Source organism: Mycolicibacterium sp. XJ2546, from assembly GCF_053483195.1.
This window is the reverse complement of sequence record NZ_JBEFRW010000001.1, coordinates 62762-77258: the sequence shown is the minus strand read 5'-3', so window position 1 is coordinate 77258 and position 14497 is coordinate 62762. Positions and strand designations below refer to the sequence as shown.

The following is a 14497-nucleotide window of genomic DNA, read 5'->3' as shown; positions in this document are numbered from 1 at the left end:
TTTCGTTTTTCGGTCACGGCGGCGGGATAGTGACACGCAGTGTTATCGCGCCGTCCTCGGGCACGGCCGCCAGCATGCTCGACAGCATCCGTCCGGTGTCGAAGTTCAGCAGCGATCCCGAGATGCCCTGCATCTTCGGCAGGAGCGCCTCGGTGACGACCTTCAGGTCGGGCGCCCGATCGTCGAGAAACTTCTGGATCCGGTTGAGGAAGGCCTGCAACAGCTCTAGGTTGTGTGGGTTGTTGGCGCGCACGATATCCATCGCTGCGTCGAAGTTCGCGTGAATCGTCGGGCCGAGCTTTCGGATATCCGGGGTGAGATCAGCCAGCGTCGGGCCGAGCCAGTCCGCGTTCTGGAGCAGGGTCTGCATGTTGTCGAGCAGTGCCTGCCCTCGGCCGTTCATATCGGCCGCGGCGTTGCGCAGCATAACGCTCGTCCGCCGCAGATTCGGCAGTACCCGTTGGGGGTCGGGTAAGGCGGCGTCGGCCTCGTCCACGATCCGCTTGAGTTGATCGGGCTCGAGCTGGTTGAGGACGCGCACGACGCTGGTGGCCAGTTCGGAAATGGAAGGGGGTTGCTCGACTGACTCGGTCGAGATGCGTTGGTTGTCCTGCAGCATCGGGCCATCCGACGTCCGCGGAAAGAGACCGATGTAGGTTTCGCCGAGCGCCGACAGGTTGTCGACGCGAACGATGGTGTCGACCGGGACCTCGTAGGTGCCGTCGACATAGAAGTCGACTGTCGCGTGGTCGACCGTCGCGTCGACGCGGGTGACCTTCCCTACGGGTACGCCGCGGAGCAGAACGCGCGAGTCCACCACAAGGCCGTTGATATCCGGGACTGTCATAAACAGGCTGACCCGGTCGGCCGGTGGTTTGAGCCGGATTCCCAGCGACGCGATATAGCCGATCGCCAAGACGCAGATGGCTCCGAAAACCAGAAATGACAACAGCGCTCGCTTCCTCACGGCATCGCTCCCAGTATTCGCAGCACGTCCTCGACGTTGTGGATCATCTCCTGCCCATCGGGACCGATGATCGAGGTGATGTTGATCGCGGGGTACTTGTCCACCGGCATGAAGTAGTCGGTGAACAGCTTTCGCCAGCGAGGGGCTTCGTCTTCGAAGGCCCACTTGCTCTGCTGGATGGCGCCGGCTGCGGTAGCCAGCGAATCGAGCATCGGCACCAGCCAGAATCCGCCGCTGTAGATGCTGCCGATTGAGGGCAGCAGGATCCCGATGTAGGAGGCCACCTCGAAGCCCCGGTCGAAGCCCAGCATGCCCGCGGGCGAGAACCAGTGCTCAAAGTAGGGCAGTTTGGTGTGCATCACGTCTACCGTGCCTGCGACTCCCTCGAGCCAGGTGTCGACGACGTCGATGTTGTCCGACAGCTCGGACAGGTCGGTGGCGAATCGCGCTGCAAGCCCACGGATCTCCGGCTCTGGCGGATTGATGCGGTTGAGCCGAATCACGGTGTCCTGTGCGCGCTGGATCGACCCGCTTGCGATGAAGTTCGCCAGGCCGGCGATAGTGTCTTCCAGCTGGGGCGGGGATGTGGTCTGCGCGAGCGGGATTCGCCCATCCGGCGGTAAGGCTTGTGCTGGTGTGTCGACAGTCGATGGACGTTCGAGGGCGACATAGATGTCTCCGAGCACGGTCGCCTGCTGCAACGTCGCGTGAACATCGGATGGCACCGCCACCTCGGGATCGATTCGAGAGGTGACATCGACGTGATCGCCGGCGAGCCGGATTCCGCTGACCGCGCCGATATTTCGGCCGTCCATCACCACCTTCGCCCGATCGGGCAGGTTGAGCACGTTGGAGAACTCCAGGACGAGCTCGTACCCATCGCGGTAGCTTGCGCCCGGTTCCGGCAATGAGTTGACGGTGATCGATGCACACGACGAGAGCAGCAGCGTGTAGATCAGCGCGAGCATCGAGGACAAGCGGCGCTTCATCGTTTCGCCTGCATCAGGACGTACTGAAGGAGCGCGACGTCGACCGCGTACGGTTGGCCGGCCACGTCGGCGCAACTACCGGGAACGGTGGTGTTCATGAAGCCACAGAGCGCAAGGCCGTCATGAGTGGGTATGCGGTACATGGGCGGACGCCAGGCGATCGTGAACTGCTGTTTGTTGAAGTGATTGGCGGCGGTGTTAATCCACCAGGGCACCGGGTTGAGTAGGTCGGCCATCGCGTTCGCGTGCGGGCTCATCTTCCGCAGCGCCATCGACAGCGAGTCCAGCGTGAGCTGTGTTTCCTCACCGAGGTTCTCCTCCAGATCGGCGACCGCCGTGATCACCTCCGGAAAGGCGTCCACAAACCGGGTACCTCCTTCGACGGCCCGAATGACTTCCGGAGTCGTCGTCTGCGCGTCGAGCAGGATCTGCTTCAGTGGGCCTCGCATCTCGGTCAGCATGGTGGTCAACTCGGCGAGATTCCGGATGATCGAACCCATGTCGCTGATCGCACCGTCGGGGCTGTCCAACAGGGCTGACGACGCGGTGAGAAGTTGATTGGCGGCCTGTCCGTTGTCCTGCATCATTTTGTCCAGCCCACTGACCGTGGCGGCGATGCTGGTCGCACCGTCCGGACTGATGGAGTTGACGAACTCGGTCGCCGACCCGATCACCGCCGACAGCGATTTCGGAGTGGCTGTCCGGTCCATCGGTATGCACTCACCGACGGCCAGTTGCGGACCGGACTCGTAGTTGCCGACCATTTCCAGCGCCCGGTCGGCAAGGATCGACGGGGACCGGGTGACCGCCCTGACATCGCTGGGCAGCGGCCGGTCCTCGGTCACGCTGAAATTGACCCGCACGTGGGTGGTCGAGGGTTCGACGGAAGTCACCTCTCCGATGGGATAACCCATCTGGGTAACCGGGTTGCCGACGTACAGACCGACGCTGTCGGACATGTGCGCACAGTAGGCGACGGATTCGGCGGGCCGCCCGGCGCTCGATGAGCAGGACAGCGTCGCCGCGGCGAGCCCCGTTGCAACGAGTCCGGTGACCGTGCCGCGTTCGCGACGACGCGGCAACATCTTCGGTGTCAACATGGGCTTTCCGGCATCGGTATGCAGATATCGGTTGCGAGTAATTCCGGGCGTGCGTTCTGGGCGTCCAGGACCCGATCGAGCTTGTTCCTGATTCGGCGGAGCCCTTTGACGACGGCACCGTTGCGGTCGGCCCAGGTGCGGAAGATCTCCTGCCAGTTGCGGATCTTCTCGATGAACTTCTCGCGGTGTTTCAGGTAGAACGGTGCCACCGGGACCAACGAGTCGCCGACCGCACCCAGCCCCTGCAGCGCCGCGGCGAACCCCTCCCCGTAGATCACCAGTGTCTGTTCGACGATCGAGATCTTCGAGATGATCGCCCTGAGTTGGCCCTTGAAGTTGCTCAAACTCTCGATGTACTCGTCGGAGAGGTTCAGGATCGCCGTGATCTGACCGCGCTGTCGCTCGCTGATCGAAGTCAATCTGTTCCCGGCCTCGATGACAGCGGTCAGCGCCTCGACGTTGGTACCGGTGAGCCCCTCCTGCATCTCGTCAAGCGATTCCCGGAGCGGCGTCGCGTCGATCTGTCCGGTGAGCTCAGTGGCATCGGTCAGAGTCTGCATGAGGTTGTACGGAACCGTCACCCGCTCAGCGGGAATCGCAGTGCGTCCCAGCGGCTTCTCGCCAAGCGAGGCGATGTTGACGTAGTAACCGCCGACGACGGTGAGCATCCGGATCTCTACCTGGGACTGGTCGCCCACGAAGGCTGACCCTTCGATCTTCGCGTTCACCTTGACCTGATCGCGTTCCATGGCGAGGTCGGTCACCTTGCCCACCGTGATCCCGGCGATCCGGACGGTGTCGCCGTGACTAATCGATGAGGCGTCCCTGGTGTAGAAGGCGATGTTCTGGGACCCGGGCGGGCTGATGTAGAGCATCGCGACGACCGTCGCCAGTGCACACAACAATGCCAGCGCGCCGACACCCCACGTGGTCGGGTTACGCAGGAGTTTCATCGGTTGCATAGCACCACCCTCTGCCCGTTGAGCAGTACGTCCATCGTCGGCGGCAGCTGTGCCGGCCCCCGCGAGCACGGCTTCGGTTCTCCGGTGGGTACCGGCGGGCCGATGTTCTCCCAGATAACAGGCACCACCTTGAAGGCCTGAATTGCGTTGTCCAGGTTCGTGAACGCCTTGTCGAGCGCAGCGTCGATATCGATGTCCTTCTGCAGACCGAGGTTGTGCAGTAGGCGCATAACCGGTGAGGTGAAGCCGGCACCGTAGAGATCTGACTTGCGGAATTCGTCGAGGATGCTCAGTATCTGGTCGAGGGGCCGGTTGAGCCAGTCCAGGATCTGCACCAGATCCTTGGAGTGACCGCCCATCTTCTCGGCGATCGCGTCGAGGTTCTGCATCAAGGTCGCGACAACTTGCTGGCGGTTGGACATGAAGTCGGTCAGCTTGCGCATGCTGTCGAGCATTGGGCCGAGTCCGCTGCCATCACCGGACAGGTAGGCGGCGGCATTCGCGGTGAAGATGTCAATCTCCTCGGGGCTCAGCGTGGCGAAAACCGGTTGCAGGCCGTTGAACAGAGTGGTGATGTCCAACGACGGCTGGGTCATCGACGTCGGAACGTGGCTGACTCCTGGGTCCAACGAGCTTTCGGCCGAATTCTCCACATCCACATAGCGCAACCCGGTGAGGGCCTGGTACTTGATGGCAAGCCGGGTCTTGGACGTCACGGTGTACTGCCGGTCCAACGTGAAGCCGACGGATGCGACGCTCTGTCCGCTCTGGCGCTTCAGCCCCAGCGACGTCACCTTGCCGACACGCACACCGCGCACGCGCACGTCGGCGTCGATCCGCAAACCGGCGGCATCGGCGAAATCCGCTGTATAGGACCGAGTCTCACTGGCGACGGGCTGCAGCATCACGTTCGCGAGCGCGATGAACAACACTAACGCGCCCGCTGCACTCAGCCCGAACCGCCACAATGCGGCAAAGGGCCTCACGGCGTGACTCCCATCGCGCCCAGCGGCGCCGCCACACCGGGCAGATTGTCGAGCACGATCCGCACCTGCAGTGCCCGCTGCTCCGGCGAACCGCCGTACATGTTCTCGAACCGCCGCCGCAACTCCGTCATCGTCTCAGCGAAGTCCTCCGGTCGGACGAGTCCCGGCACGGTGTCGGTCAGGGTCTTGACGATCTCCACGGCCGGCAATAGTTCCTCGACGTGCGACGACTCCAGCTTGCCGACCGCACCGAAAAGCCCGTACGTTGCGAGTTCGACAGTCGGGAGGTAGTGCTTCTGCCAGAATTCTTCAGTCACCTCTCCACCTGTGTGGTCGAAGACGACAAGCCCGGCGTTGTCGAACACGTGACCGCTTTCGGTGGCCGCATCGACGAAAAATGGGAACACGGCGCTCAATCCGGTTGCATTGGCCAGCAGCCGCGCAGTGCTCACGGTCTGCACGTTGTCGACCGCCTTCGTCACCATCAACATCGTCTCGATCAGTGGGTTTAGCCCGTCGACGTAGGCCGTCGACCGGTCGATCACCTGGACCAATTGCGGTGTCACCACCCCGTCGGTGATCTCGCCGAGCCGGGAGAGCAGCGTCTGCAGCGCGAAGTTCCCGCGGGGTGTCACCTGGATCCGCATGCCGTCTTCGAGGGGGCGGCCACCACCACCGCGCACCAGGTTGACGCCGGTCACGCCGAAGTAGTTCGCCGGGCGGAAATCGATCCCCAGTGTGTCCGTCAGTCCCGCCGCTGATGCGGCCTGCAGATCAGCACTGAGTCGAACCCCGCCGCCGGGCAGGCTGGACACGCCTGTCACCTGGCCGATCTCGACGCCGTGCATGATGACACCCGTCCCCACGTCGACGCCTTGACCCACGTATGGCGTCTCGATCACGACAGACATCAGAGCCATCGGGCGGTTCTGGAGCGGGTTGGCGATAACGATTGAGACGACAGCGAATACGCCGACAACCACGGCTAGGCCGATCAGCCTGAGCCGTCGCGCCTCTTCCTCCGGCGTTGCACGGAACAGCAATCTGATCCCTACCCTTTGAAGACGAATTCCGGTCGGAGGCCCCAGAGAACAACGGTCATCACGAAGTCGAGGACCATGATCGCGACGAGGCTCGCGCGGACTGCACGGCCGGACGCCTGGCCGACGCCGACCGGCCCACCTGACGCGAAATAGCCGTAGTAGCAGTGGATTATGGTCACCGCAGCGCAGAAGATCGTCGCCTTGATCAACGAGTAGAAGAGATCCTCTGGTGACAGGAACTGGACGAAGTAGTGCTCGTAGGTGCCGCCCGGCTGGTTGTAGACCACCCGGATCATCAAGTCCGAAACGGAGAAGCTGAGTATCAATGTCAGCAGGAACCCCGGTATGACACAGAGCATGCCGCCCATGAGGCGGGTGCCAACCACGAACGGCAGGGCCCGCAACCCCATCGCCTCGGTCGCGTCGATCTCCTCCGCGATACGCATCGAACCGATCTCGGCGGTCATTCGACAGCCAGCCTGCGTCGCAAAGGCGATGCCTGCGACCAGGGGCGCCATCTCGCGCACATTCGCCAGGCCGCCGACGATGCCCGACAGCGCCCCGAACCCGATGATGTTGAGGGTCGCGAAGGCTTCGATCGCGATCGACGCACCCACGGCCAGTCCGAGGATGACCAGCACGCTGAGAACACCGCCGTCGACGATGAGCGAACCCCGCCCCCACGCGAGGTTGTTCATCACCTGCAGTGTCTGCCGCCGGTACTTGGTGACTGTCAACGGCAGGAGCCACAAGGTCTGTGCGATGAACGCGACCCATTGCCCGGTGAGTCTCAACGCCTCCTGGGCAGCCCCGGTGGGCAGCAACCCGGGCAGATGCTTCGACGGCGTCGCGGACCGCCCCGCAGCCACTACGCCACCGCCATCGGGAAGAACATCGTCTGGAGTTGCGTGACAGCGAGATTCACGATGACGATACCGACGACATTCAGTACGACCGACGAGTTGACAGCGTCGGCGACGCCCCGTGGACCGCCGTTGGCCTCCATGCCGCGCAGCGAGGAGATCACTGCGACGATGCCGGCGAAGATCACGGCCTTACCCATGGCGAACCAGACGTCCACCATCTTCGCGAAGGACCCGAACGACATCCAGAAGCTGCCCGACGTGACGTCGCTGACCGTCACCGCAAGGATGTACGACGCCGCAACCGCGGACGTGATGATGATCGTGCAGAGGATCGGTGCGACAAGGATCAGCGCGACGAACCGCGGCACCACCAACCGCCGCACCGGATCGATCCCCAGAACGCGCATCGCGTCGAGCTCCTCGCGGATCTGCCGGGCACCGAGGTCCGACGCGATAGCCGAGGCCGCGGCACCGCCCATCAGCAGCCCAGCCGCGATCGGGGCGCCCTGGCGGATGACCCCGACGCCGCTGGCCGCCCCCACCAGCGAGCTCGCGCCGACCTGGTTGACAAGGCCTGATGTTTGGACCGACACCATCGCCCCGAACGGGATGGCCATCAGCACCGCGGGAATGGCGGTCACCTTCAGGAGGAACCAAGCCTGCAGGATCGTTTCGCCGAACGGTATCCGCAGGGAGGCCCCATCGGTGGCGAGATACCGGAGGACCTGGGCCGCCAACAGCACGCCCCGCCCGGTCGTCGCAGCGCTGCGCACAGGTACCGACAGGATCCGGTGCAGAGGTCGGCGAGCGGCCGCGCCGGCGAGCGGCAGGACCGACGCCCGGCTACCGACGTGGACGTCACCGACCACGTTTGCTCCCAGAACGCCGCACTGCACCACCTCGTGATAGCCCCGTTAACTACAAGGGAGATGTGTACCACACAATGCCCAACAGGATCCACTGTTTCACAATGAATACTTTTATCTACTGCCGCATTTTATGTACAGTATGCGTAATATTGTAGCTATTGCGCTGCGAGAATGCTGCAATGGCCGCGGGTGTTCGATCTTCGCTCGGGGGACTACACAGTCGCAGCGCCGCCCCCGATGACCCACCTGGCCAGAGCCGGCCTCCGCCTTGGCACTGCACGCGAAATCACCTGGTTTTCAGAGCATCCGGCCGTATGGGGCAAGAGTGAACTCAGCCATGGCCCAGCACGTCGTGATCGACGATCGCGGTGAGAATCCGACGCAGCATCTCGGCAGATGTCTGTTTGGGCTGCATGTCCGGGAGGAACTTCGGCGGGTGGAAGGTCGTCGTCCACATCGCCAGTGCACCCGGGAGCTGATGTCGGTACAACTCCATTGTGCGGGAAAGGGTTTCGGTGCTCCCTCCGGCAGTCGCGAGGTGATCGAGGTAGGACTCGATCAACTCGCACTCCCAGGCACGGCGTTGGTCGACAGTCAATGTCGAGGAGAGCGCATAAGCCAGGTCGCGCGACCAGTGGCCCGCCGAGACGCACTGCCAGTCACACAATCCCATGTGACCGGCCCCGTTGATGTACCAGTTGCCGAGATGTGTGTCGTTATGGATCAGGGTCGAGGGAAGCCTGCGATGCTCATCCACAGATGCCTCGAAGCTGCGCCACAACTCTTCACCGCGCCCGACGAGGCGACGGGGCGAAATTCCCTCCTCGTCCGCGAGACGTTGACCTCGCAGGTGGTAGCGGCGGATCATGGCGATGGAACCAGTCGCATCCCACCACTGCGGATAGGTGAACAACCAAGTCGGCCGCTGCTTTTCGAGATTTAGGCCGTTCGCCTGTCCGTGTAACAGTGCCAGTTGTTCCACGATCTGATCGGCCTGCTGGCGCGAGATCGACGTGGTGGGGTCGCAGAAGTCAGCGCCTCGGGTGGCCACAAGATCCTCGAGCAGGTGGATGGCCCGGCAGGTTCGCGGCTCCGCGGCGCTGTAGTAGCCGTATGGCGCTTCGAGATCGAAGTACTTGCGAAGCTCGTTGTAGAAGCCTGCTTCGGCGTAGGACGTCTTCGACAAACCGTTACCGATTCGGGTCACCAACGATGACGCGGTTTTCACGAAGACGGTGGACGGCGGCTGTTCGGCCTCAGCATCCGGGGAAGCGCCGTAGCTCAGGTGGATTCGGGCTCGTACCGAAGTTCCCGAGGAGTGGGATTCCACCCTGAAGGAGGCCACTCGCGTTCCGCGCAGGGTGGAAGCCATGATCCGGTTCAGCCATTCGGTGGTGATGTTTTCCACCCGCGCCGGCACGGGCGCGGAGGTCCGGACCCGCGTGCTGCGAAATCGGTCGAGCACCGCGGTGGCGATCACCGGCGCGAGTTCGCCTGCGAGCCGCACCGCCGTCGCGGCGGACGGGGGATTACCAATCCGGGGAGCCCGCGTCGTTGACGGCTGCACTGAACTCTTCACGAAACCTGACCTTTTCGACGTCATGGACATGATGCGGCGACCGGTCCGGTGTTGACCAGGGCCGGACCGGCCCGCCGCGGCGTTCTCAATCAGTTCGCCCCTGCGGGGACCAGGACGCGGCCCGGCGTCGCGCCGGTCGACTTCATCCCGCTCTCGAAGGTGACCTGGCCGTTGACGGTGACCATGTCGATACCGTACGCCGGGATCACCCGGCGGAACTCACCGCCGGGCAGGTCCCGCAGCACCTCGTACTGATCGGGGTATCCGAGTTCGTCGGGGTTGTAGACCATCACGTCCGCGGCGAAGCCCGGGAGGAGAGCGCCCCTGTCGTTGAAACCGAGGACCCGCGCGGGCAGCATGCTGAATTTGTGGTGCAGCTCCTCGAGAGTGAATCGCTTTTCCTCGAGCGCCAGCCACTGCAGTAGGTCGGTCGAGAAGTTGGCACCGCTGAAGAACCGGATGTGCGCGCCACCGTCGGAGGTACCGGCGATCACCCGCGGATGCTTGTACATCTTCTCGAACAGCGCGGGATTCTGGCTCATGGACTGGACGGTGCGGAAATCCATGTCGCACCGGGAGTCCACGACCGCGTCGAAAAACGCGTCGATCACGTCGATACCCCGTTCCGCGGCGATCTCCGAGAAGAACTTCCCGATCCGCGGATCACTCTCGTCCGGCATCGCGATCACCTTGAGGTTGTCCAACAGGCCACCACCGGCGGTCATGTTGTCGACGGTGTGCACCTCTTTCAGCCGTGCGCGCCAGTCGGGGTCGGCGGCTTTGGCCACCCGCGCATCGATGTCGTCTTCGAGTTCAGAGAACTCGGCGAAGACGGGGTGAATATCCCAGGTGTTCCAGTCCAGCAGCCGGGACTCTTGCCAGGTGCGGAATGCCAGCGCCTGCGAGTAGCAGTCCAGACCTTCGGCTTCACAGTGGTCGAGCCATTCGAGCACCCGGTCGACGTCGTCCGGAATGTGGTCGAACGGCACCAGGATGTTCTGCACCACGGGACGACCCGAGATCCGCGCCAGCTTCTCGGCGATGTGATTGTTGTCGATGGCCATCGGCAGATAGACCAGGGATTGGATGATGCCGTAGTCCATTTCGCGCAGCACCTCGGCCAGGGCGTACGCGGTCGACTCGTCCGCGGCGTCCGTCGGCATCGGCTTGCCGTGGTCCTTATGCGAGTTGAACTCGTTGAGCTTGGAGAACGCGAACCCGATCGCGCCGGCTTCCAGCGCCTCGCGCAGCAGCCGCTTCATCTCGGTGAGCTCAGTTTCGGTGGGCAGCCGGTCCCGGGCATCCTCGACCGATCCCATGACGTAGATCATCAGGGAGTTCAGCGGAACGTAGCTGGCGACGTTGATCCCCTTGTCGATACCCCGGACGACGTCGAGCCATTCGGGGAACGACTCCCAGTTGAACGGCAGCGCCTCACGCAACGCGGCGGTCGGAATCTGCTCCGTGGTCTCCATCATGCCCATGTAGCGTTCCTGGGTTGCCTTGTCCTGCTTGCACGGAGCAAAGCCGAACCCGCAGTTGGACACGATCGCGGTCGTCATGCCGTGGTAGCCAGACGGTGTGCAGTAGGGATCCCAGAAGATCGCCGCGTCGTAGTGGGTGTGAACGTCGATAACGCCCGGCGCGACGATACGACCCGACGCGTCGACGACTCGGGCGGCGGAAGCGCCGTTGAGTCTGCCGACCTTGGCGATTTTGCCGTTCCGGATGCCGATGTCGGTGACCTTGCGGGGCGTGTTCGTCCCGTCGATCAGGGTGCCGCCCTTGATGATGATGTCGTAGTCGGTGCCGTTGCCTGTCACTGTCTGCTCCTCTTTCGTTGGGTTCACGTGTTCAGTCGGTGATGACGGAGATCGCCATGGCGGGGCAGGACGACTCGAGCTGTGCGGCGGTCACCTCGTCGAGATCCGCGCCCGTCGGAGATGCGATACCGTTCTCATCGAATGTGACTGCATGAGCGGCTATTCCGGCGCACTCCTTTGATCCCATGCATAGATCGCCATCGATTTCGATGCGCGTCACTGGACTCCTTCGCGATGCCGATGGATGATCCGGCCGGGCAGCCCGTCCTTCAGCCCGACGCTGAGGTGGAACTGATGCCGCGGTGTCCAGCCGGGCCGGGGCTGAAGATGGAACCGCTTGGCGACCTTGGTGAGCACGAACTGCGCCTCCATGTAAGCCAACCCGACTCCGATGCAGTGCCGGGGACCGCCGCCGAACTGCACGAACTGGAACCGGTGTTGTTTGTCCTTTCGTTCGTCCAGCCAGCGCATCGGGTCATAGCGGTCCGGGTGGTCCCACAACGCGGGATGCCGGTTGATGGTGTAGGCGCTCACCCCGACCTGGCTGCCCCTCGGGATGTAGTAGCCACCAATCTCGTCCTCGTTGAGCGCCTGGCGCGTCAGCAGCAGCGCGCCCTGAATACGCTGTGCCTCATCGAAAGCGGCTCTGGCATAGGGCAAGTGGGTGAGCTCGGCGAAGGAGTCGAAGTCACCGCTGTAAGCGTCGGCTTCTGCCCGAAGCGCCTCCATCGCGTCCGGATTCTGCGCCAGCATCGCGACGGTCCAGGCCAGTGCGGATGCGGTGGTGTCGAAACCGCCGAACCACAACCCCATCAGCTGATCGACCAGGTTCTCGTGTTCCATCGGAACCTCGAGAAGCGTGTTCATGATGTCGCTGGCCTCGCTCGGGTTGGCCCGCCGGTCGGCGATGGCCTGCTCGATGCGACGCCGGATCTTGGCCACCGCACGGCTTCCCGCGCGCGCACCGGGTACCGGAACCCACGACGGCGCCCAGAACGTGAGCATCAGACCGCCCATGTAGAGGGTCTGAACCCGGAAAAGGTCGATCAGTTCGGGCACCTCGTCGTCGGACACCGACGACGAGAACATCGATCGCTGCACCACAGTCATCGTGAGGATCGAGAGTTCGCGATAGAGGTCGACCTCCTCGCCGGCGTCGGCGAGTTTCTCCCACCCGGCCAGCACGTCATCTGCGGCCGCGGAGACTATCTTCGCGATTCCGTTGAGGTTCCGGCGGGCGAACGCGGGATTGAGTGCCTTGCGATTTTGCTTCCACGGCTCACCATCGGCGACCGGAATGCTCTCGCCCAGCGCGGGAACCAGGGCGCGGGACATGACGCCCTTGTGGAAGCTCCCATAGTCCAGCAGCCAACTGCCGACATATTCCGGATCGTTGACCACCGTCGTGCCACCGGGCCCCAGCGGCAGGGTGTAGATGTCGCCGTACCGGTCAACGCAAGCGGCAAGCAACTGAAACGGGTCGCGCGACCGTGCGAACATCAGCGCCAACCTGCCGACCCCCGGCCCGGGCGCCCGGCCGTCTGCCGAAGGTCGCGCCTTGCTCAGCCCCGCCGCGGCGGGGTGGCTCACCGGCTCCTTGATTGCCAACGAACTGTACCTACCTCACGTATTCAACTTTGTCTTGCGCATCAGTATGCCGAAAGCGCTTACGCAAAGTCTATCGCTTTTCGGAATTTGTAGTTATTTTTCGTAATAGAGTGCTCGAGTTCTCGCGGCCCAACAGAAAGCGGCGTCGTCTCCCATCGGGAATGCACCGCCGCAGGCCTCAAACTCACTTCAGGTAGATGGACTTCAACTGGTAGTAGGGCGCCAAACCTTCGGGCCCGAGTTCCCTGCCAAGGCCGCTGGCCTTGACGCCCCCGAACGGCGCACCCAGGTCGAGTTCGTAGAAGTTGACACCCACCGTGCCGGTCTCGACCCGCCGGGCGACCTCGAGCCCCTTCTCCGGGTCCGAAGTCCAAATAGTCCCGCCGAGACCGTATTCGGAGTCGTTGGCTATGCGTACGGCCTGCTCGAAGTCGTCATAGGGGATGACCGACAGCACCGGGCCGAAGATCTCCTCGCGTGCGATCCGGCTCGAGTTGTCGACATCGGCGAACACTGTCGGCTGCACGAACCAACCAACATCACGGTCCGGCCGACCACCACCGGTGACAAGTCGCGCGCCGGCACTTTTGCCCAGTTCGATGTAGTTCTCCACGCGCTCACGCTGGCGACTGGACACGAGGGGCCCGACATAGGTCGTCGGTTCCAGAGGATCACCGATCGGCAGCGACGACACCATCGCGGCCACGGCACCGACCACTTCGTCATATTGCGACCGCGGCGCCAGGATCCGCGTGGACAGGTAGCACGTCTGCCCGTTATTCAGCATGGCGGCGGTGGCCAGACCGGCGGCGGTGGCCTCGAGGTCCGCGTCGTCGAGGACGATGGCTGCCGACTTGCCGCCGAGTTCGAGAGTGACCGGGCGTAGCAGCTTGCCGCAGACCTCGCCGATCGCCCGGCCCGCCGCCGTCGACCCGGTGAAGGCCACCTTGTGCACGTTCGGGTGCGCAACCAGGTACGCACCGATGTCCGCACCACCGGTGACGACGTTAAGGGTGCCCGCCGGGAGTCCTGCCCGCTCTGCCGCTTCAACCAATTCCAGTGCGTCCAAGGTGGTTTCGGGCGCGGGCTTCAGCACCACGGTGCACCCGGCGGCGAGTGCCGGCGCCAGCTTGAACATGGTCAGAGCCTGCGGGTAGTTCCACGGCACGATCGCAGTCACCACGCCGACCGGCTCCCGTCGCACCACCGTCTCCCCCGCACCGCCGAGCCGCGGGCGACGTTCCTCCAGCGGAAGCTGCGTCGCCAACGTCGCGTAGTAGCGCAGGATCGCGACCGGCGCGGCACCCTCGGCCTCCGTCGCGATCACGATCGGCATGCCGTTCTGCGTCGACGTCAGAGCGGCTCGCTCTTTGGCGTTGGCCTCGAGTTCGTCAGCCAACCGAAGCAGGATCTTGGCGCGCCCCTCGGCGCCGACGCCCGCCCAGTCGGGAGCGCTGAGCGCGCGGCCGGCTGCCGCGACGGCCCGGTCCACGTCACCTTTGGCCGCCCGCGGGATCGCGCCGATGCGTTGTTCGGTCGTCGGCGAGATCACGTCGATCGGCTCTCCACCGGAAGCCTCGACCCATGCGCCGTCGATGTAGAGCTCGGTGTGGTGGTGCATCATCCTCTTCCCTTCTGACCCGCTGAGACCTGCACCAGCGCTACATATGCCTTCGCATACACCCCGCAAACTCAGCACCATATC

General features: G+C 63.7%; 13 protein-coding genes. All 13 read right to left on the bottom strand.

Going from position 1 to position 14497, the window contains the following annotated elements:
- Positions 1-13: 13 nt before the first annotated feature.
- Entirely contained in the window at positions 14-967 is a 954-nt protein-coding gene (locus ABQE44_RS00380; RefSeq protein WP_448394753.1) for an MlaD family protein, read from the bottom strand.
- Complete coding sequence (locus ABQE44_RS00375; RefSeq protein WP_448427720.1) at positions 964-1956, bottom strand: MlaD family protein; 993 nt, start codon at positions 1954-1956, stop codon at positions 964-966. Before ABQE44_RS00375 ends, ABQE44_RS00380 begins: the two co-directional genes overlap by 4 nt.
- Positions 1953-3056 carry an MlaD family protein gene (locus tag ABQE44_RS00370; protein WP_448394751.1) on the bottom strand — a complete coding sequence of 368 codons (1104 nt, stop codon included), beginning with the start codon at positions 3054-3056 and terminating at the stop codon, positions 1953-1955. Before ABQE44_RS00370 ends, ABQE44_RS00375 begins: the two co-directional genes overlap by 4 nt.
- Positions 3050-4009: an MlaD family protein gene (locus ABQE44_RS00365; RefSeq protein WP_448394750.1), complete on the bottom strand. Its 960-nt coding sequence runs from the start codon at positions 4007-4009 to the stop codon at positions 3050-3052. The genes ABQE44_RS00370 and ABQE44_RS00365 overlap by 7 nt, the downstream gene beginning before the upstream one ends.
- Entirely contained in the window at positions 4006-5004 is a 999-nt protein-coding gene (locus ABQE44_RS00360; RefSeq protein WP_448394749.1) for an MlaD family protein, read from the bottom strand. Before ABQE44_RS00360 ends, ABQE44_RS00365 begins: the two co-directional genes overlap by 4 nt.
- Positions 5001-5924, bottom strand: a complete 924-nt coding sequence (locus ABQE44_RS00355) for an MlaD family protein (RefSeq protein ID WP_448427718.1) — start codon at positions 5922-5924, stop codon at positions 5001-5003. The genes ABQE44_RS00360 and ABQE44_RS00355 overlap by 4 nt, the downstream gene beginning before the upstream one ends.
- A gap of 131 nt (positions 5925-6055) precedes the next feature.
- Entirely contained in the window at positions 6056-6871 is an 816-nt protein-coding gene (locus ABQE44_RS00350) for an ABC transporter permease (RefSeq protein ID WP_448394747.1), read from the bottom strand.
- 44 nt (positions 6872-6915) lie between these two features.
- Entirely contained in the window at positions 6916-7743 is an 828-nt protein-coding gene (locus ABQE44_RS00345) for an ABC transporter permease (RefSeq protein WP_448394822.1), read from the bottom strand.
- A 370-nt stretch (positions 7744-8113) separates the two neighbouring features.
- Positions 8114-9361 carry a phosphotransferase family protein gene (locus tag ABQE44_RS00340; RefSeq protein WP_448427716.1) on the bottom strand — a complete coding sequence of 416 codons (1248 nt, stop codon included), beginning with the start codon at positions 9359-9361 and terminating at the stop codon, positions 8114-8116.
- Between the two features lie 89 nt (positions 9362-9450).
- Entirely contained in the window at positions 9451-11184 is a 1734-nt protein-coding gene (locus tag ABQE44_RS00335) for an N-acyl-D-amino-acid deacylase family protein (RefSeq protein WP_448394745.1), read from the bottom strand.
- A 31-nt stretch (positions 11185-11215) separates the two neighbouring features.
- On the bottom strand, positions 11216-11404 hold the full coding sequence (locus ABQE44_RS00330) for a ferredoxin (RefSeq protein WP_448394744.1): 189 nt from the start codon (positions 11402-11404) through the stop codon (positions 11216-11218).
- Complete coding sequence (locus tag ABQE44_RS00325; RefSeq protein WP_448427714.1) at positions 11401-12792, bottom strand: cytochrome P450; 1392 nt, start codon at positions 12790-12792, stop codon at positions 11401-11403. Before ABQE44_RS00325 ends, ABQE44_RS00330 begins: the two co-directional genes overlap by 4 nt.
- A 184-nt stretch (positions 12793-12976) precedes the next feature.
- On the bottom strand, positions 12977-14416 hold the full coding sequence (locus tag ABQE44_RS00320; RefSeq protein WP_448394742.1) for an aldehyde dehydrogenase: 1440 nt from the start codon (positions 14414-14416) through the stop codon (positions 12977-12979).
- Positions 14417-14497: the final 81 nt, after the last annotated feature.